The organism is Streptomyces sp. NPDC059785 (assembly GCF_042732375.1).
Taxonomy (GTDB): domain Bacteria; phylum Actinomycetota; class Actinomycetes; order Streptomycetales; family Streptomycetaceae; genus Streptomyces.
The window spans coordinates 1-18,519 of record NZ_JBHWHV010000067.1 but is presented as its reverse complement, the minus strand read 5'-3'; the positions used below and the strand labels follow the sequence as shown (position 1 = coordinate 18,519).

The window sequence follows — 18,519 nt, the reverse complement described above, 5'->3', positions numbered from 1 at the left end:
GGATCAGGCCGCGCTGCGCCCGCGGCCGCCGTGCCCGCGGATGAGGTCCGCGTACCGGTGCCCGCTGCCCTTCACCGTCCGCGCCTGCGTCCGGTAGTCGACGTGCACGAGCCCGAACCGCTTGTCGTAGCCGTAGGCCCACTCGAAGTTGTCCAGCAGGGACCAGGCGAAGTAGCCGGCGAGCGGGGCGCCCTTGCGGGCCGCCGAGGCGCACGCCGCGAGATGCTGCTCCAGGTACGCCGTGCGCTCGGGGTCGTCGACGGTCCCGTCCGGGCGTACGACGTCCGGGTAGGCGGAGCCGTTCTCCGTGACGTACAGCTTGGGCGCCTTGTAGTCGTGGGTGAGGCGCAGCAGCAGGCTCTCGATGCCGGCGGCGTCGACCTCCCAGTCCATGCCGGTGCGCGGGACGCCGGGCCTGCGCACCTCGCGGGCGCGGGGGGCCGGGCCCGTGGGGTCGTCGGCGATCGCGGTCGGGAAGTAGTAGTTCAGGCCCAGCCAGTCGAGCGGCTGGGCGATGGTTTCCAGGTCGCCTGCCTGTTCCGGGAGTTCGACCCGGTAGACCTCCCGCATGTCGGCGGGGAAGCCGCGGCCGTGCACCGGGTCCAGCCACCAGCGGTTGGTGTGGCCGTCCATGCGGAGCGCGGCGGCGACGTCCTCGGGGCGGTCGGTGGCGGGCTCGACGCTGGAGAGGTTGTTGACGATGCCGACCTGCGCGTCCGGGGCCGCCGCGCGGATCGCCTGGGCGGCGAGCCCGTGCCCGAGCAGCAGGTGGTACGAGGCGCGGACCGCGGCGGTGAGGTCGGTCCAGCCGGGCGCCATCCGGCCCTCCAGGTGGCCGATCCATGCCGAGCACAGCGGCTCGTTGAGGGTGGTCCAGTGCTGCACGCGGTCGCCGAGACGCTCCGCGACGACCGACGCGTACGCGGCCAGGTGGTGGGCCGTGTCCCGCTCCGGCCAGCCGCCGCGGTCCTGGAGCACCTGCGGCAGGTCCCAGTGGTAGAGGGTGACGGACGGGGTGATGCCCGCCTCCAGCAGGGCGTCGATGAGCGCGTCGTAGAAGTCCAGGCCGCGCGTGTTGACCTCGCCGTCGCCGCCGGGCAGCACCCGGGGCCAGGCGACGGACAGCCGGTAGGCGTTGGTGCCGAGCCGCCGCATCAGGGCGATGTCCTCGCGCCAGCGGTGGTAGTGGTCGCAGGCGATGTCCCCGTCGTCACCGTTGTCGATCTTGCCGGGGGTGTGCGAGAACGTGTCCCAGATGGAGGGGGAGCGGCCGTCCTCGGCGACGGCGCCCTCGATCTGGTAGGCCGAGGTGGCCGTGCCCCAGAGGAAGTCCCGGGGGAGTGCGGCGAGATCGATGGTCACGGAGGTCCTTTCGAGGGGATCGGTAAGAGGGGTTCGGGTCACTTGACGGCTCCCGCCGTGAGGCCGGCCACCAGGTAGCGCTGGAGGAGCAGGAACCCGGCGACCACGGGGACGCTGACGACGAGCGAGGCGGCCATCACCTGGTTCCAGTACACGTCGTTCTGGGTGGCGTAGCCCTGGAGGCCGACGGCGAGGGTGCGGGTGGTGTCGTTGGTCATGACGGAGGCGAACAGCACCTCGCCCCAGGCGGTCATGAAGGCGTACACGGCGACCGCGACGATCCCCGGGACCGCGGCGGGCACGACGACCCGGAACAGCGCGCCGAACGGCCCGCAGCCGTCCACCGTCGCCGCCTCGTCCAGATCCCGCGGCACCGAGTCGAAGTACCCGATGAGCATCCAGATCGAGAACGGCAGCGAGAACGTGAGGTAGGTGAGGATCAGGCCGCCGCGCGAGCCGAACAGGGCGATGCCGGTGGCGTTGCCGATGTTCACGTACAGCAGGAACAGCGGGAGCAGGAAGAGGATGCCGGGGAACATCTGGGTGGACAGCACGGTCACCGTGAAGACGCGCCGGCCGCGGAAGCGGTAGCGGCTGACGCCGTACGCGGCGAACACCGCGATCACCACCGAGCAGACCGTCGCCGCGCCCGCCACGATCGCCGAGTTGACGAAGTACTTGGCCAGCGGGACGGTCGACCAGATGTCGATGTAGGGACGGACGGTCAGCCCGCTCGGCAGCCAGCGGAACTTGCCCGACACGTCCTGAAGCGGCTTCAGCGAGCTGGAGAGCATCACGTACACCGGCAGCAGGACGAAGCCGGTGAGCAGGGTGAGGAAGATCCGCCGCGACCACAGGAAGGACGCCGGCGGCGCCATCGGGGACCGGGGCGGCGCGGTCCTAGGCACGGGCGGACCTCCGTTCGCGCGAGGTGACGGCCAGATAGCCGCCGGTCACCACCAGCAGGAAGAGCAGCAGCAGGACGGACATCGCGGAGCCGGTGCCGAAGTCCCAGGTCAGGAACGACGACTGGTAGATGTGGATGGAGATCAGGTCGGCGGGTTTCGGCGCCGACTTGCCGAACAGCACGTACGGCGTGTTGAAGTCGTTGAACGTCCACAGGAACAGCACCAGGACGAGGACCTGGTTGACCGGGCGCAGCGACGGCAGGGTGATGCGGCGGATCTGCTGCCGGATCCCGGCGCCGTCGATGGCGGCGGCCTCGTACAGCTCCTTGGGGATGTTCTGCAGTCCCGCCATCACGATCAGGAAGGCGAACGGCCAGCCCTTCCAGACCGAGACGGTCAGCAGCGCCCAGAAGCTGTTGTCGCCGATCAGCCAGAAGGACGGCTGGTCGGTGAGTCCGAGCTGGTCGTGCAGGACGTGGTTCACCAGGCCGTTGTCGTGCTGGAACATGAACGCCCAGGTGATGGTGGCCGCGTAGACCGGCAGTGCGTACGGGATCAGGAACAGCGCGCGCAGCAGGCCACGGCCGCGGAACGTCTCCTGGAGGAAGACCGCCGTCGCCGTGCCGAGCAGCCAGCACAGCCCGACGGACAGCACGGTGAAGCCGCAGGTGACGTAGAAGGAGTGGAGCAGCGACTCCCCGAGCGGGGCGTCGAAGTCCACCACCAGGCGGTAGTTGTCCAGGGCCGCCCAGGGCGCGGCGTCCCAGTTGCGGATGTAGAGGTTGGTGAGCTGCTTGAAGCTCATCAGGATGCCGACGGCCATCGGCACCAGGTGGACGAGGAGTTCGAGGAGCAGGGCGGGCAGCAGGAGCAGGTAGGGCAGGCCGGTGCGGCGGATCCGCCCGGGACGGCGGCGCCGGCCGCGCGCCGTCCCGGGAGAGTCCTTGCCCACCGTCCGCCCGTCGGTGCCGGGGACGGCGGTCACGGTCATGCAGCGCCCGCCTTCCAGCCGGTCGCGGACTTCACAGGCATCCGGGCGCTCACTTCTTCGGCATCTGCTGCTCGGCCTTGGCGAGCGCCGACTTCACCGAGGCGGTGGTCACCGCCCGTCCGGCGGCGGCGTCCGCGAACAGTTCCTTCACCGCGGTGCCCACGGCCGTCTCGAACTGCGACTCCTCGGTGACCTGCGGCAGCGGCGCGGCGCTCTTGGCGAGGGTGTCCCGGATGACGGCGAGGGCGGGGGTGCTGAACGCCTTGTCCGCCTGCGCGGTCTTCACCGGCGGGATCGAGCCGTACGTCTTGTTGAGGATCTTCTGCTCGGCGTCACTGGTCATGAACTTCACGAACTCGGTGGCGCCGTCGATGTTCTTGGTGTTCTTGAAGACGGCCATGTTGATGCCGGCGACCATCGAGTTGGTGGCGGTGCCCGAGCCGGGCGTGCCGGACTGCACCGGCACCGGGGCGACGCCCCACTCGTCGTCGCTCATGCCGTGCGCCTCGAAGGTGGCGGACGCGGTCTGCCACAGCACCATCGCCGTCTTGTCCTTGGCGAAGTCCGTCAGGGACTGGTTCTGCGCGTACTCGGCGTTGCCCGGGGCGATGATCTTGTCCGTGCCCATCAGGCCGACGTACTGCTGGACGGCCGCCACGGCGCCGTCCGAGGTGAAGTCGGGCTTGCCCTCGGCGTCGAAGAAGTCGGCGCCGTGCTGCTTGCCGAGGACGAAGACGTGGTGGATGTTCTCCGACAGGTTGGCGCCCTCGGCGCCCAGCGCCCACTTGTCGTCCTTGGAGATCTTCTTGCCGTCGGCGACCAGCTCGTCCCAGGTCGCGGGGGGCTTCGAGATGCCCGCGTCGGCGAACATGTTCTTGTTGTAGTAGAGCGCGTAGGCCATCGAGTACAGCGGGACCGCGGCCGGGTCCTGCCCCTCGGCACCCGCCGAGCCGAGCGCGGACTCCACGAAGCGGTCCTTGCCGCCGATCTTGTCGAAGTTCGCCTGGTCCCAGGGCAGCAGCGCGCCCGTCGCCTGGAGCGAGGCGGACCAGGTGTTGCCGATGTTGAGGACGTCCGGGCCCTGGCCCGAGGTGGTGGCCGCGAGGATCCGGTTGAGCAGGTCCGACCAGGGGACGACCTCCAGCTTGACCTTGATACCGGTCTGCTTCTCGAACTTCTTCAGCTCGGGCGTGAGGATCTTCTTGTCGGCCTCCACGCTCGGCCCCTGGTTGGAGGCCCAGTAGGTGAGCGTCTTCGGCGACTCGTTGGATCCGCCGCCGTCCGTCGACGAGCCGCCGCCGCAGGCGGTCACGGCGGTCAGCAGGCAGACGGTGACCGCACCGGCGGCCGCGGCTCGGGTTCTGCGCATGGCTCAGACGTCCCTTTCCGGACAGGAAGAACCCCAAGAGGAGGGCGGAAGCACCGCGTTCACTTCCCGAAGGCCCCTCAGGGCTTAATTTAGGCTGTGAGTTAAGACCTGGAACAAAGTCGCGTCAAGGGATCGCGCAGAGGTATCTTGCAGGTCGGGCCAAGCGGAAGGGACCCACATGGCGGGGCGGAACGGGCGGACGGTACGTGACCTGCGGCGGGGCAATCGCACCGCCGTCCTGCAACATTTGTATTTCGACGGGCCGCTGAGCCGCTACGAGCTGGGCCCGGCCACCGGACTGAGTTCCGGCTCCGTCAGCAACGTGGTCGCCGAACTGCTCGCCGACGGCCTGGTGGAGGAGGCCGGCAGCGTCGACTCCGACGGCGGCCGCCCGCGCACCCTGCTGCGCGTCGCCCCGGACAGCGGCCACATGATCGGCGTCGACGTCGGCGAGACCCGCGTCCGCATCGAGCTGTTCGACCTCACCCTGACCGAACTCGCCCGCACCGAGCGCCCGCTGGAACCGGCCCGCCGGGGCTACGACGTCGAGTCCATCGTCGGGCACATCGGCGACGGCATCACCGAGGTCCTGGCCCGCGCGGACCTCGCCCCCGACCGGCTGCTCGGCGTCGGCATCGGCGTCCCCGGCATCGTCGCCCGCACCCCCGAGCACGGCGCGGTCGTGCACGGCCAGACCATCGGCTGGGACGCCGTCCCCCTCGAAGCCCTGCTCCGCGCCACCGCCCGGCTCCCCGACTCCGTCCCGTACTTCACCGACAACGGCGCCAAGACCCTCGGCCAGGCCGAGATGTGGTTCGGCGCGGGGCGCGGCGCCCGCAACGCGGTCGTCGTCCTGTTCGGCTCGGGCGTCGGCGCCAGCCTGGTCACCGAGGAGGTGGACCAGGGCCGCGCCGTCGAATGGGGCCATCTGACCGTACGGGTCAGGGGCCGCCGCTGCCGCTGCGGCGCCCTCGGCTGCCTGGAGGCGTACGCGGGCGCCGAGGCGCTGCTCGACCGCTGGCGCGAGGAGGGCGGACGCCCGCCGGCCGGCGTCGACGAGGAGACCTCGCTCACCGCCATGCTCGCCGCCGCCTACCCGGCGGACGACACCGCCCCCGACCCCGTCGCCCTGGCCGTCCTGGAGGAGACCGCCGAGTACCTGGGCGCGGGCCTGTCCGACCTCATCAACCTCTTCCAGCCCGAACGCATCCTCATCGGCGGCTGGGCGGGACTCCAGCTCGGCGCCCGCTTCCTGCCCGCCGTCCGCCGCTACGCCGTCTCCTACGCGCTGCGCCATCCGGCCGAGCACGTCACCATCGACCTCGGCAGGCTCGGCCCCGACGCCGTCACCGTCGGCGCCGCGATCCTGCCGCTCGCCGACTTCTTCGCCCGCGGCGGCCGCCGCGCCGAGACCGTACGGGAGGGCCGGTCACCCGCCTGGCGCACGGCACTGGAGGAACGCGCACCGCACTGACCCCGTGCGCGGCCGGTCACCTGCCTGGAGCACCGCCCTCGGAAGCGCGCACCGCACTGATCCCGTGCGGACCGGGCCGCGGAGCGCGGCCGTCCGCCCGGCGCGCACCCGGCCCGCTGGTTCGGCCGTCCGCCCGGCGCGCGGGCGCGCACCGCGCCGATCGGGCAGGGTGGTTTCGCCGGTGTCCCACGCGGTACCCGGCGCCACGCCGCCGAGGCCCGCACCGGCATGTGCGGGCCCGGTACCAGCGAAGAACGGAGCGCGCTGTGACCGATCACCGGATGGAGGGCCCGGGGGAGCACGGGACCCCGATCCCCCGCGACCTGCCCGACCAGCAGGCCCACGAGGGCGAGGACCAGTGGGACGCGGGCCCGGCGGCGGGCGGCGGCGACGAGGACGACGGCGCCGAACCCGGCTCGGACGTGCCCGACACCGACGAAGCGGGCACCGGCCGGCACGGCACGCCCCGCTCGGACACCGTTCACCCCGAGCACCCCGGTGCCGAAGAGTCCTCCGGCTGAGCCACAGGGAGTGTTCATGGGTCTGACCGACCGGTTCCGCGACTGGCCCGTCTACCGGCAGCTCACCGGCGAGGATCCCTCGGGCCGGGGCAGCGCCGCCAAGTCCAGGTACACCGGACAGCTGCGGCCGCGCACCCACTCGGCCGAACGGATCACCAAGTCGATCTGCCCGTACTGCGCCGTCGGCTGCGGCCAGCAGGTCTACGTCAAGGACGACAAGGTCGTCCAGATCGAGGGCGACCCCGACTCGCCCGTCAGCCGCGGCCGGCTCTGTCCCAAGGGCTCGGCGACGCTCCAGCTCACCACCGGCTCCGCGCGCGAGCACCAGGTGCTCTACCGGCGCCCGTACGGCACCGACTGGGAGCCGCTGGACCTGGAGACGGCCATGGACATGGTCGCCGAACGGGTCGTGCGCACCCGCCGCGAGACCTGGCAGTGGGAGCAGGACGGGGTGCGCACCGCGCGCACCATGGGCATCGCGAGCCTCGGCGGCGCCACCCTCGACAACGAGGAGAACTACCTCATCAAGAAGCTGCTGACCGGCCTCGGCGTGGTCCAGGTGGAGAACCAGGCCCGGGTCTGCCACAGCTCCACCGTCGCCGGACTCGGCACCTCCTTCGGCCGCGGCGGCGCCACCACCTTCATGCAGGACCTCCAGCACGCCGACTGCATCGTCATCCAGGGCTCCAACTTCGCCGAGGCCCATCCGGTCGGCTTCCAGTGGGTGATGGAGGCCAAGGCGCGCGGCGCCCGCATCATCCACGTCGACCCGCGGTTCACCCGCACCAGCGCCCTCGCCGACCTGCACGTACCCATCCGGGCGGGCAGCGACATCGCCTTCCTCGGCGGCATCATCAACCACGTGCTCACCGAGGAGAAGGACTTCCGCGAGTACGTCCTCAACTACACCAACGCCGCCAGCCTGGTCAGCGAGGACTTCCGGGACACCGAGGACCTCGACGGCGTCTTCTCCGGCCTCGACGAGGACGAGCGGCACTACGACACGACGAGCTGGCAGTACGAGGGCGTCGACGTCCAGCAGCCCACCGGCGACGTCGACGACCGCTACGAGGCCCGGCTCAAGGACACCGCCAGCGCCGAGGCGCACGGCTCGGGCGGCGCCCGCACCGGGCCCCGCCCCCCGCGCGACGAGACCCTCCAGCACCCCCGCTGCGTCTATCAGGTGCTCAAGCGGCACTACGCCCGCTACACCCCCGAACTGGTCGAGGAGGTGTGCGGCGTCCCGCGCGAGGCCTTCCGCCAGGTCTGCGAGGACCTGACGTCGAACTCGGGCCGCGAGCGCACCAGCGCCTTCGTGTACGCCGTCGGCTGGACCCAGCACTCGGTCGGCTCCCAGTACATCCGCGCCGCGAGCATCCTCCAGCTGCTGCTCGGCAACATCGGACGCCCTGGCGGCGGCATCCAGGCGCTGCGCGGCCACGCCTCCATCCAGGGCTCCAGCGACATCCCCACCCTCTACAACCTGCTCCCCGGCTATCTGCCGATGCCGCACGCCCACGCGCACATGAGCCTGGACGACTTCGTCTCCACCAGCCGTACGCAGAAAGGCTTCTGGGGCGAGATGCGGGCCTACTTCGTCTCCCTGCTGAAGTCGTACTACGGCGACGCGGCCACCGCGGAGAACGACTTCTGCTTCGACCACCTGCCGCGCCTCACCGGCGACCACTCCACCTACCAGACGGTCATGAAGCAGCTCGACGGCGACTGCAAGGGCTACTTCCTGATGGGCGAGAACCCGGCCGTCGGCTCCGCCAACACCCGCCTCCAGCGCCTGGGCATGGCCAACCTCGAATGGCTGGTCGTCCGCGACTTCTCCCTCATCGAGTCCGCCACCTGGTGGCGCGACGGCCCCGAGATCGAGACGGGCGAACTGCGCACCGAGGACATCGGCACCGAGGTGTTCTTCTTCCCCGCCGCCGCCCACACCGAGAAGTCAGGCTCCTTCACCAACACCAACCGCTGGCTGCAATGGCACCACGCGGCCGTCGAACCCGAGGGCGACGCCCGCAGCGACCTGTGGTTCATGTACCACCTGGGCCGCCGCATCAAGGAGCGGCTGGCCGCCTCCACCGACCCCATGGACCGCCCGGTGCGCGACCTGACCTGGGACTACCCGCTCACCGGGCCGCTCCAGGAGCCCGTCGCCGACGCCGTGCTCGCCGAGATCAACGGCCAGGGCCCCGACGGCGGCCCGCTCGGCTCGTACACCGAGCTGAAGGACGACGGCTCGACCCGCTGCGGCTGCTGGATCTACTGCGGTGTGTACGCGGACGGCGTCAACCAGGCGGCCCGCCGGAAACCGGGGTCGGAACAGGACTGGGTGGCCGCCGAATGGGCCTGGGCCTGGCCCGCCAACCGCCGCATCCTCTACAACCGCGCCTCCGCCGCCCCCGACGGCACCCCCTGGAGCGCACGCAAGGCGTACGTCTGGTGGGACCCGGAGGAGGGGAAGTGGACCGGCCGCGACGTGCCGGACTTCATCCCCGACCGCGCGCCCGGCTTCGTGCCCGACGACGACGCCACCGGACCCGACGCGCTGCGCGGCGACGACCCGTTCATCATGCAGGCCGACGGCAAGGGCTGGCTGTTCACGCCCGCCGGTCTGGAGGACGGCCCGCTGCCCACGCACTACGAGCCGCAGGACTCGCCGTTCACCAACGCCCTGTACCCGTCCACCCCGCGCTCCCCGGTCCGCCAGGTCATCGAGCGCGAGGGCAACCGTTACCACCCGAGCGGCGACGACCCGGGCGCGGACGTCTACCCGTACGTGGTGACCACGCACCGGCTGACCGAGCACTTCACCGCGGGCGGCATGAGCCGCTGGTCGTCCCATCTGTCCGAGCTGCAACCCGAGCTGTTCTGCGAGATCTCACCCGAACTCGCGAAGGAGCGCGGTCTGACGCACGGCGGCTGGGCCACCGTCGTCACCGCACGCAACGCCGTCGAGGCACGCGTCCTGGTGACCGAACGGATCCGGCCCCTGAAGGTGCACGGCCGCACCGTCCACCAGATCGGCATGCCCTTCCACTGGGGACCCAACGGCATGGTCACCGGCGACGCCGTCAACGAACTCGTCGCCATCGCCCTCGACCCCAACGCCCACATCCAGGAGGACAAGGCGCTCACCGCCGACATCCGCCCCGGCCGCCGGCCGCGCGGCCCCGAACTGCCCCGCCTGGTCGCCGAGTACCGCCGCCGCGCGGGCATCACCGAAACCACCGGAACGGAGCCCCGCAAGTGAGCGCGGACACGAGCCCGGAGACGGGCGCGGAGACGAGCCGGGAACGCGTCGGCTTCTTCACCGACACCTCCGTCTGCATCGGCTGCAAGGCCTGCGAGGTGGCCTGCAAGGAGTGGAACGCCCTCCCCGAGGACGGCCTCTCCCTGACCGGCATGTCGTACGACAACACCGAAGCGCTCGGCGCCTCGACCTGGCGGCACGTGGCGTTCATCGAACAGCCGCAGCGCCCGGAACCGGAGGGACGCACCGAACTGCCGCTGGCGCAGGACGCCGCACAGCCCGGTACCGCCGCCGCCACCCCGGACGGCGGCATGCGCTGGCTGATGTCCTCCGACGTGTGCAAACACTGCACGCACGCCGCCTGCCTGGACGTCTGCCCGACCGGCTCGCTGTTCCGCACCGAGTTCGGCACGGTCGTCGTCCAGGAGGACATCTGCAACGGCTGCGGCTACTGCGTACCCGCCTGCCCCTACGGCGTCATCGAGCAACGCCCCGCGGACGGCCGGGCGTTCAAATGCACGATGTGCTACGACCGGCTCGGCGCGGGCCAGGAACCGGCCTGCGCCAAGGCCTGCCCCACCGAGTCCATCCAGTTCGGCCCGCTCGACGAACTGCGCGAGAAGGCGGCCCTGCGCGTCGACCAGCTCCACGAGGCCGGGGTCACCGACGCCCGCCTCTACGGGCACGACGACAACGGCGTGGGCGGCGACGGCGCGTTCTTCCTGCTCCTCGACGAACCCGAGGTGTACGGACTGCCGCCGGACCCCGTCGTCACCACCCGCGACCTGCCCGCCATGTGGAAGCACGCGGGCGCCGCCGCCCTCTCCCTGCTCGGCGGCATCGCGCTCTCGTACGCCGTCGCCGGGAAGGGCGCCGGCGCCGGAAAGGGCCGCCGATGACCAGCACCGACAGCACCCGCCCCCAGCGGCCGGGCCGGCGCCGCGGCAAGCGCGGCGAACAACTCATGGTGCCGCGCGCCGAGTTCGATTCGTACTACGGCCGGCCCGTCATCAAGGCACCCTCCTGGTCGGCGTCCGACATCGCCGGTTACTTCTTCCTCGGCGGGCTCGCCGGGGCCGGCTCCGTACTGGCGGCGGGCGCCCACCTGACCGGCCGGACCACCACGGCGACCGCGCTGAAGATCTCCTCGCTCACCGCCGTCTCGCTCTCCGCCGCCGCCCTCGTCCACGACCTCGGCCGCCCCGGCCGCTTCGTGAACATGCTCCGCGTCTGCAAGCCCACCTCGCCGATGAGCGTCGGCTCCTGGCTGCTCTCCGCGTACGGACCCGCGGCGGGCGTGGCCGCGGCCACCGCCGTGACCGGCCGCCTGCCCCGGGCCGGGGCCGCCGCGACCGGCGCCGCCGCCCTGCTCGGCCCGGCCGTCGCCGCGTACACCGCGGTCCTCGCGGCGGACACGGCCGTACCGGCCTGGCACGACGCCCACCGGGAGCTGCCCTACCTCTTCGCCGCCTCCGCGACCGCGGCCGCCGCCGGGATGGCGCTGGCCGTCGCCCCGCCCCGGGAGACCGGGCCCGCCCGCTGCGCCGCCGGGCTCGCCGCGCTCGCCGAGACGGCGGTCACCCGGGCCGCGGAACGGCGCCTCGGCATGGTCGCGGAGACCTGGCGCGAGGGCAGGGCCGGCACGCTGCTGCGCACCGCCCGCGCCCTCACCGCGGGCGGCGCAATCGGCGCCGCGCTCTTCGGGGGCCGCTCCCGGGGCGCGGCGGCCGTCAGCGGGCTCGCCCTGCTCGCCGGGTCCGCCTGCACCCGCTTCGGGATCTTCGAGGCCGGGATCGCCTCGGCTCAGGACCCGAAGTACACGGTGGTGCCGCAGCGCGAACGGCTGGAGCACGAGGCGCGGGAACGCGAGCGGCAGCAGGGCGCGGCCTGACGTCCGGGCCGGCGGACCGGACGTCAGGCTCCGGGGCCGGTCACGCGAAGGCGTCCACCCCGGTCAGCTCCGCCGAGAGCCGCCACAGGCGCGCCGCCTGCCCGGGGTCCACGGCGTAGTCGCACACGCCGCCGCTCTGGTCGCCCGGCACGGCGGGCCCGGCGATGTCGCAGTCCTCGCAGTACACCCCGCCGAGCCCGGCGAGCTGCGGGGAGGTGGCGGCCCACACCTGGGTGGCCGCGCCCTGCTCGGGCGTCTTGAACTGCTCCGGGTTGAGCGGGTCGCCGTTCTCGTCGATCCAGCCGCGCTCGATCTTCTCCTCCAGGGGGATGTGGCGCTGGAGCGGCGTCATGATCCCGCCCGGGTGGAGCGAGAAGGCGCGCACTCCGGACTCCCGGGCGAGCCGGTCGAGGTGCACGGCGAAGAGCACGTTCGCCGTCTTCGCCTGCCCGTACGCCACCCATTTGTCGTAGGCGTCCCGCTCCCACTGGACGTCGTCCCAGCGGATGCCGGAGAAGTGGTGGCCGCGGGAGGAGACGGACACCACCCGTGCGCCGCCCGGTTCGATCGCCGGCCAGAGCCGGTTGACGAGCGCGAAGTGGCCGAGGTGGTTGGTGGCGAACTGAGCCTCCCAGCCGGGTCCGACCCGGGTCTCGGGGCAGGCCATGATCCCGGCGCTGTTGATGACGAGGTCGAGGACGCGGCCCGTGGCGAGGAACCGCTCGGCGAAGCCGCGCACGCTGTCGAGGTCGCCGAGGTCGAGCTCGTCCACCTCGACGCGGTCGCCGCCGTCGAGGTCCGCGAGCGCCTCCCGGGCGGTGGCAGGGCGCCGGGCGGGGACGGTCACGTGGGCCCCGGCCTTCAGCAGCGCCCGCGTGGTCTCCAGGCCGATGCCCGAGTAGCCGCCCGTGACGAGGGCCGACCTGCCGGTGAGGTCGATGCCGTGCAGAACGTCGTCGGCCGTGCTCCGGTAACCGAAGCCGGAACCGATCTTGTGCTGTGCAGTGGTCATGCGCAGCACGCTACGAATTGGAGAGTGCTCGAAGTCAAGCGCGGCGGGGCCGCGGGGCCGGCCCGGGCAAGGGAGGAGCCCCGACCGGGACGGGGGGATCACGGCCGGGGCTCGTCAGGGTGTGGGTACGCATGGCGGTCGCCTCTCGGCGAGACGCTCCACAGGGCTTCAGCCGGACGATCGTCCCTGTGGGCAATAGGTGAGGCCCGGGGACACTGTCCCATCCGCACCCACGGTTGGTTCAACGGTGGACTACCTTCCGGTGTTCCCGGGATTCCGGGTGATCCAGGTGATCCGGGTCACGCGAGGCGCTGACCGGGGCGTGTACCGGGGGTCCTATAGGCTGCTCGACCTGTTCGTCCCGCGTGACCGGCCGCGTGCCGGTCCGCCCGCACCGATCTGGAGGAGCGCCCCGTGTCCGTACCGAGCGCCGTGTCCGAAGCGGCCGTCCCGCCCGCCGCCGAGCCGTCCGGCGAGGAGAACATCTGGGTCGAGGGCGCCCCGGCCGCGGCAGCGGCGGTCGCCGGGGACACCGCGGGGGACGCGGCCGAGGACACCACCCCGGTGACCGCGGCCGTCCCGGCCGGGCGCCGGGCCCCGGACGGCGCGGCGCACGAGCTGCCGGACGATGCCGCGGGCGAGCTGCCCGACGGCGCTGTGGACGAGCCGTCGGACGAATCGTCGGACGGTGCCGCGGACGAGCTGTCGGACGGCGGTGTCGTGGACGAGAGCGTCGCCCGGGACGCCCGCGACTTCGGGGAGTACGTGCGGGCCGGCGGCTGGGCGTTCGCCCTGAAGGTGGCGCGCAGCGTGCGGCCCGGCGGGCAGGCCGCGGGGGAGACGGCGAAGGTGTCGGCGAAGGCGTTCGCCGAGCTGGCCGGCTGCTCGCCCGAGCGCGTCATGCGCTACTACAAGGCGTGGGACAAGGCGGCGGACGACGGGGTCGTGCCGTACTTCGAGGTCCTGGCGCCCGGCGCGGACGTCGAGCTGCCGGACTCCGACCTGTGGCACACGTACTACGTGCCGCGTTCCAGCGCCGCCTCCGAGCGCGGCGCCGCCATCTCCGCGTCGGCCGAGGCCGAGGGCATCCGGCCGACGAAGGCGCTGGAGGTCGCCGAGAACCCCACCGCCCTGCGCGCCGCGATCCTCGGCGACCCCTCCACCGCGCAGGCCGCGCGGACGGCGCTGCTCGACCGGCTGAAGGAGGACCCGACCCTCCAGACCGAGCTGGCCCGCGACATCGCGCGGACCGACGACCTCAAGAAGGCGGTCGCCACCGAGGCCCGCGCCGCCGACCGCATCGGCTACGTGCGGCAGATCGCGGAGAACGGCCAGGCCAAGACCGCGGCCGGGCAGACGATCGACGCCCCCGCCGACCTCCGCGCGGAGGCCGAGCGGCACCTCTCCCTCATCGACGAGCTCGACGACGACGAGGACGCCGGGCAGTGGGCCACCGAGGCGTACGACAGCGTCAGGGAACTCGTCGCCGAGACCGTACGGGCCGACCCGGAGCTGCGGGTCCAGGAGCGGCGCGCGAAGTTCTACAGCAGCCTCCAGCGGGCGACGAAGGTCTTCGAGGAGCTGACCTTCGACGACGTCGAGGACGGCGGCGACATCCAGGAGATCTACGAGGACGACATGCTCCAGCGCCTGGAGGAGCTCCAGGCCGCCCTGGACATGTGCATCACAAACCTGCGCAAGGCGGCGGCACCCCGGTCCTGAGCGCCGGTTCCGCGGACCCGGGTCCTCAGCCCTCCCGGGCCAGCGGGCTGTCCGGCAGCAGGGCGAGCAGATGGGCCGGGTCCCGGTAGATCGCACGGGCCCCGGCCTCCTCCAGGTCGGCGCGCGGGATGCCGCCGGAGAGCACGCCCACGGTGGTGACCCCGGCCCGGTCGCCCGCCCGCATGTCCCACACGCTGTCGCCGACGAAGACGGCTCGGGCCGCGGGGATGTCCACCAGCTCCAGCGCGTGCACGACCGGGTCCGGTTCCGGCTTGCCGCGCTCCACGTCGTCGGCGCTCGCGGTGGCCCGTATCGCCTCGTCGGCGCCGATCGCCCGGCGCAGCGCGCCCAGCTCGAAGCCGCCGGCCGAGGTCGCGAGGACGACGGTCCAGCCGTCCGCGTCGAGCTGCTTCAGCAGCCGCCCGGCGTCCCGCAGCGGCGGCAGCCGGTCGAAGTAGGTGCCGTACAGGGCCTTGTGCGCCTTGCTGATCGTGTCGACCTCGTCCGGATCACGGTTCTCGCCCAGCAGATGCGCTATCAGATCCGCCGAACCGAGCCCGATCGCCCGGTGGATCGCGTACATGGACACCTGGTGGCCCGCCTGCCGGAAGGCCTCCCACCACGCCGTCACATGCAGATGATTGGTGTCGACCAACGTGCCGTCGATGTCGAACACGGCTGCGCGTTCCATGAGCCCTCTCCTCCTCCTGCGCCGCCGCCCGAGTACCACGTCAGACACGCGCCACGCGTTGCGGAACCTGCCGTTTCCTGGTCCACTCCAGCACCTCACGCACCGTCCACGTGGTGATCACACGCTCGGCGGGCACCCCGCACTCCTCGGCCCGCGCGCAGCCGTACGCCTGCCAGTCGAGCTGGCCCGGCGCGTGCGCGTCGGTGTCCACGGCGAACAGCACGCCCGCGTCCACCGCCCGCCGCAGCAGCCGGCGGGGCGGGTCCAGACGCTCGGGACGGCTGTTGATCTCCACGGCCGTCCCGGCCTCCGCGCACGCGGCGAAGACGGCGTCCGCGTCGAACTCGGACTCGGGCCGCCCGCGCCCGGTGACCAGCCGCCCCGTGCAGTGGCCGAGAATGTCCGCGAGCGGATTGCCGACGGCGGCGACCATGCGCCGCGTCATCGACCGCGCGTCCATCCGCAGCTTGGAGTGGACGGAGACCACCACGACGTCGAGCCGGTCGAGCAGCTCCGGCTCCTGGTCCAGCGAGCCGTCCTCGAGAATGTCGCACTCGATGCCGGTGAGCAGCCGGAACGGCGCCCAGGTGCGATTGAGTTCCGCCACCGCGTCCAGCTGTTCGCGGAGCCGGTCCGGGGAGAGGCCGCGGGCGACGGTGAGCCGCGGCGAGTGGTCCGTGAGCACCGCCCACTCGTGTCCGAGACCGGCCGCGGCCCGGCCCATCGCCTCGATCGGGCTGCCGCCGTCCGACCAGTCGGAGTGCAGATGGCAGTCGCCGCGCAGCAGCGCCCGCAGCGTCTCACCGCCGGGGACGAGCGGCGCCTCGGCCGCCTTCTCCAGCTTGAGCAGATACCCGGGCACCTCACCGGCGAGCGCCTCGCGCGCCGCCTGCGCCGTCTTCGGCCCGACCCCCTTCAAGGACTCCAGCGTCCCGGCCGCGGCCCGCTCCCGGACCTCGTCCTGCGGCAGCCCGGCCAGCACCCCGGCCGCCGTGCGGAAGGCCCGCACCCGGTACGTGGGCGCCTGCCCCCGCTCCAGCAGGAACGCGATCCGCTCCAGCGCCGCCACGGGCTCCATCGCCACCTCCGGTACGGGTCCGGCGCCGCCTCTCCGGTACGCGGGCGCCGCCTGTGGTGTCCAGCGTTGCCCAGCCGCCGTCCGCCCGCACGGCGGGCCGGTGGCGGGCTGCTGACCCGGAGGAACCGCCTTAACCTCGACATATGACCGAAAGCGCGAGCCCCTACATCCCCACTCCCCGGATCACCGTGCTCGGAGTGCAGCCGGGCACGCCGCCCTTCCGCATCGTCGAGATCGACGGCGAGGTGGTCGGCGAGGCGAGGGACCTGACCGACGTCCTGATCGCCGCGTCGGCCCGCGGCATCACGGTCCACGACCTCGACGACCCCGACACCATCCGCTGGGTGGGCGGCGACAAGCTCACCTGGACGCCGCGCCGGTAGCGCGCAGGGAACGGGACAGATCGTCGGGAGCGCGCGGACCTGCGGGTTTCACGCCCTCGTGAGCTGCCGCCGGAGGGGTGCCCCCGCACCTCGGCGAGAAGGGGCGATCAGCGGGAACCGCGCGTGCGCGCGTACCGGCCGGGGCACCGTTGTCCTTGCCGGGGGCCGGTATCCGCCCCGGAATCCCCCTTCCCGACGGGAGCCGTCATGTTCCGTGGCCTCGCCATGCCCGCAGCCGTCCTCGCCGCCGCCCTGTCCCTGGCCGCGGGCCCCGCCGTCGCCGCCCCCGCCACCGGCGCCCCGCTGGCCGGAAGCGTGTGCTTCTACACCGGAGCCGGACAGCACGGCCAGTCCTGGTGCTACACGCCGCCCGGCTACACGGACGTACCGGAGTTCCTGCACGACAAGGCGGCGGCGTACCGCTCGGACGCGGACACCGACGTGTACGCCATCGACTGGGCCCGCGACACCTGCTACTACCGGCTGATCCGCGCCCACGACCTGGCGGACAACTGGCCCTGGGGCGCCCGCCTCGACGGGGTCGCGGACACCACGATGGACTGCCAGGTCGGCTGACCCGTGCCCCTCCTGCGCGCGCTGTGCGCCGCCGCCCTCGTGATCCTGGCGCTGACCGGTTGCGCCGCGGGCCAGGCGTCGGGTCCGGACCGGCCGCCCCTGCCCCGCGACGCACGCTCCCGGGACGCCCTCGTCGACACCGCGGAACACCGTCTCGTCGAACGCTGCCTGGCCCGCCGCGGCCTGACCCTGCGTCACCCGGTGCCTCGCCATGACGCACGCCACCGCACCCGGGCGAGCCGTACGGCCGTCCGGGAGGACCGGCGGCTCCAGGAGGCGGTCTTCGGGCGCGGGCGCCCCGAGCTGTCCGTCACCCTCGCCACCGGCTACACCGTCACCGCGCACACCGACGGCTGCCTCGCCGCCGCCCAGCGCGCGCTGTACGGGGACCAGCGGCGGTGGTTCCGGGCGCGGGCCGTCGTGAACAACTTGCGGGCCGAGGCACAGCAGCGGATGCGGCGCGACCCCGACTACCGCGCCGCGACGGCCCGTTGGGCCCGCTGTGCCACCCCGGCGCACCGGCCGCGCCCCGAGCGGCCCGACCCGGCCGTCTCCGCGCGCTGCGCCCGCAGCAGCGGTCTCGCCCGGCTGCGCGCCCGGCTGGCACCGGCCCTGCTGGCCGGGGTCCGCGCCGACCGGCGGGACCAGCTGACCACCTACCGGCAGTTGCGTCTCCGCGCACTGCACCGCGCGGCGGCCCTGTACGCCGAGCGCACCGACCCGGCGCACCAGGAGGAGACACCTCACGCCGCGCCACGGAAGCACAGCGCGTCATGACGAACCGAACCGAGAGAAAGGCAGTACCCATGATGATCACCAAGCGCCTCGCCGGCTCCGCCGCCGCACTCCTGCTCGCCCTCACCGGAGGTCTGGCGCTCGCCACGCCCTCCGCCGCCGCCGACTGTCCCAGCGGGAATTTCTGCGTCTGGGAGAACGCCGACTTCGACGGGCAGCGGGCCAACTGGTCGGGTGACGACGGCTGGTGGGAGAGCTGGATCGCCGACTCCGACTCCTCCTGGGCCAACCACGGCATCTCGGGACCGGGCGTGAAGGACCACGTCCAGGTCTACGAGGACGCCTGGCAGGGCGGCGACATGACCATCTGTCTCTCGCCCGGGGAGGAGGTCGGTTACAACGGAGTCGCCAACGACCGGGGCGACTCGCACACCTGGGCCATGACCTGCTGAACCGGGGGAGGGCCGTGGGCCGGGCCACCCCCCCCCGCCCCCCGCCGCCCGGCGCGGCCCGCCCCCACCCCACCCGCCCCGGAAGGTTGGGG

At 72.8% G+C, this 18,519-nt stretch carries 17 protein-coding genes; 10 read left to right on the top strand and 7 right to left on the bottom strand.

Annotation, left to right across the window (positions count from 1 at the left end):
* Window positions 1-3: 3 nt before the first annotated feature.
* The 4 genes from ACFV6E_RS35710 to ACFV6E_RS35695 are packed head-to-tail and all read right to left on the bottom strand — an operon-like array spanning window position 4 to window position 4,630.
* Window positions 4-1,362, bottom strand: coding sequence for a GH1 family beta-glucosidase (locus ACFV6E_RS35710; protein WP_385165562.1), 1,359 nt, complete (start codon window positions 1,360-1,362; stop codon window positions 4-6).
* 38 nt (window positions 1,363-1,400) lie between these two features.
* Window positions 1,401-2,240: a carbohydrate ABC transporter permease gene (locus ACFV6E_RS35705; protein WP_385165608.1), complete on the bottom strand. Its 840-nt coding sequence runs from the start codon at window positions 2,238-2,240 to the stop codon at window positions 1,401-1,403.
* Between the two features lie 22 nt (window positions 2,241-2,262).
* Window positions 2,263-3,261 carry a carbohydrate ABC transporter permease gene (locus ACFV6E_RS35700; protein ID WP_385165560.1) on the bottom strand — a complete coding sequence of 333 codons (999 nt, stop codon included), beginning with the start codon at window positions 3,259-3,261 and terminating at the stop codon, window positions 2,263-2,265.
* Between the two features lie 49 nt (window positions 3,262-3,310).
* Window positions 3,311-4,630 carry an ABC transporter substrate-binding protein gene (locus ACFV6E_RS35695; RefSeq protein WP_385165558.1) on the bottom strand — a complete coding sequence of 440 codons (1,320 nt, stop codon included), beginning with the start codon at window positions 4,628-4,630 and terminating at the stop codon, window positions 3,311-3,313.
* Window positions 4,631-4,808: 178 nt separating this feature from the next.
* Here ACFV6E_RS35695 and ACFV6E_RS35690 point away from each other — a divergent pair, with 178 nt between their 5' ends.
* The 5 genes from ACFV6E_RS35690 to nrfD all read left to right on the top strand — a co-directional run bounded on the left by ACFV6E_RS35690 (window position 4,809) and on the right by nrfD (window position 11,778).
* Window positions 4,809-6,104, top strand: coding sequence for an ROK family transcriptional regulator (locus ACFV6E_RS35690; protein ID WP_385165556.1), 1,296 nt, complete (start codon window positions 4,809-4,811; stop codon window positions 6,102-6,104).
* Window positions 6,105-6,370: 266 nt separating this feature from the next.
* A complete protein-coding gene (locus ACFV6E_RS35685; RefSeq protein WP_385165555.1) occupies window positions 6,371-6,625 on the top strand; it encodes a hypothetical protein in 255 nt (84 codons plus the stop codon).
* A gap of 16 nt (window positions 6,626-6,641) precedes the next feature.
* Window positions 6,642-9,887 carry a formate dehydrogenase gene (fdh, locus tag ACFV6E_RS35680; protein ID WP_385165553.1) on the top strand — a complete coding sequence of 1,082 codons (3,246 nt, stop codon included), beginning with the start codon at window positions 6,642-6,644 and terminating at the stop codon, window positions 9,885-9,887.
* Window positions 9,884-10,786 (top strand): 4Fe-4S dicluster domain-containing protein, encoded by a 903-nt coding sequence (locus ACFV6E_RS35675; protein WP_385165551.1) that lies wholly within the window; start codon window positions 9,884-9,886, stop codon window positions 10,784-10,786. The genes fdh and ACFV6E_RS35675 overlap by 4 nt, the downstream gene beginning before the upstream one ends.
* A gap of 65 nt (window positions 10,787-10,851) precedes the next feature.
* Window positions 10,852-11,778: an NrfD/PsrC family molybdoenzyme membrane anchor subunit gene (gene nrfD, locus ACFV6E_RS35670; protein WP_385467404.1), complete on the top strand. Its 927-nt coding sequence runs from the start codon at window positions 10,852-10,854 to the stop codon at window positions 11,776-11,778.
* 40 nt (window positions 11,779-11,818) lie between these two features.
* Here nrfD and ACFV6E_RS35665 read toward each other — a convergent pair whose 3' ends face one another.
* Complete coding sequence (locus ACFV6E_RS35665; protein ID WP_385165549.1) at window positions 11,819-12,790, bottom strand: SDR family NAD(P)-dependent oxidoreductase; 972 nt, start codon at window positions 12,788-12,790, stop codon at window positions 11,819-11,821.
* Between the two features lie 414 nt (window positions 12,791-13,204).
* Here ACFV6E_RS35665 and ACFV6E_RS35660 point away from each other — a divergent pair, with 414 nt between their 5' ends.
* On the top strand, window positions 13,205-14,512 hold the full coding sequence (locus ACFV6E_RS35660) for a hypothetical protein (RefSeq protein WP_385165548.1): 1,308 nt from the start codon (window positions 13,205-13,207) through the stop codon (window positions 14,510-14,512).
* Window positions 14,513-14,537: 25 nt separating this feature from the next.
* On the opposite strand, the gene ACFV6E_RS35655 is transcribed toward ACFV6E_RS35660, so the two are convergent.
* Together ACFV6E_RS35655 and ACFV6E_RS35650 are read right to left on the bottom strand one after the other, a co-directional pair.
* Window positions 14,538-15,203 (bottom strand): HAD family hydrolase, encoded by a 666-nt coding sequence (locus tag ACFV6E_RS35655; RefSeq protein ID WP_385165546.1) that lies wholly within the window; start codon window positions 15,201-15,203, stop codon window positions 14,538-14,540.
* Between the two features lie 40 nt (window positions 15,204-15,243).
* Complete coding sequence (locus tag ACFV6E_RS35650) at window positions 15,244-16,281, bottom strand: PHP domain-containing protein (protein ID WP_385467382.1); 1,038 nt, start codon at window positions 16,279-16,281, stop codon at window positions 15,244-15,246.
* 143 nt (window positions 16,282-16,424) lie between these two features.
* Between ACFV6E_RS35650 and ACFV6E_RS35645 the strand changes: the two genes are divergently transcribed.
* The 4 genes from ACFV6E_RS35645 to ACFV6E_RS35630 all read left to right on the top strand — a co-directional run bounded on the left by ACFV6E_RS35645 (window position 16,425) and on the right by ACFV6E_RS35630 (window position 18,427).
* Complete coding sequence (locus ACFV6E_RS35645) at window positions 16,425-16,664, top strand: hypothetical protein (RefSeq protein WP_385165542.1); 240 nt, start codon at window positions 16,425-16,427, stop codon at window positions 16,662-16,664.
* Window positions 16,665-16,871: 207 nt separating this feature from the next.
* Complete coding sequence (locus ACFV6E_RS35640) at window positions 16,872-17,240, top strand: hypothetical protein (RefSeq protein ID WP_385165540.1); 369 nt, start codon at window positions 16,872-16,874, stop codon at window positions 17,238-17,240.
* Window positions 17,241-17,243: 3 nt separating this feature from the next.
* The gene (locus ACFV6E_RS35635; RefSeq protein ID WP_385467379.1) at window positions 17,244-18,017 is read left to right on the top strand and encodes a hypothetical protein; all 774 of its coding nucleotides are present in this window, start codon (window positions 17,244-17,246) and stop codon (window positions 18,015-18,017) included.
* Between the two features lie 32 nt (window positions 18,018-18,049).
* Window positions 18,050-18,427, top strand: a complete 378-nt coding sequence (locus ACFV6E_RS35630; RefSeq protein ID WP_385165604.1) for a peptidase inhibitor family I36 protein — start codon at window positions 18,050-18,052, stop codon at window positions 18,425-18,427.
* The last annotated feature ends 92 nt before the right edge of the window (window positions 18,428-18,519 follow it).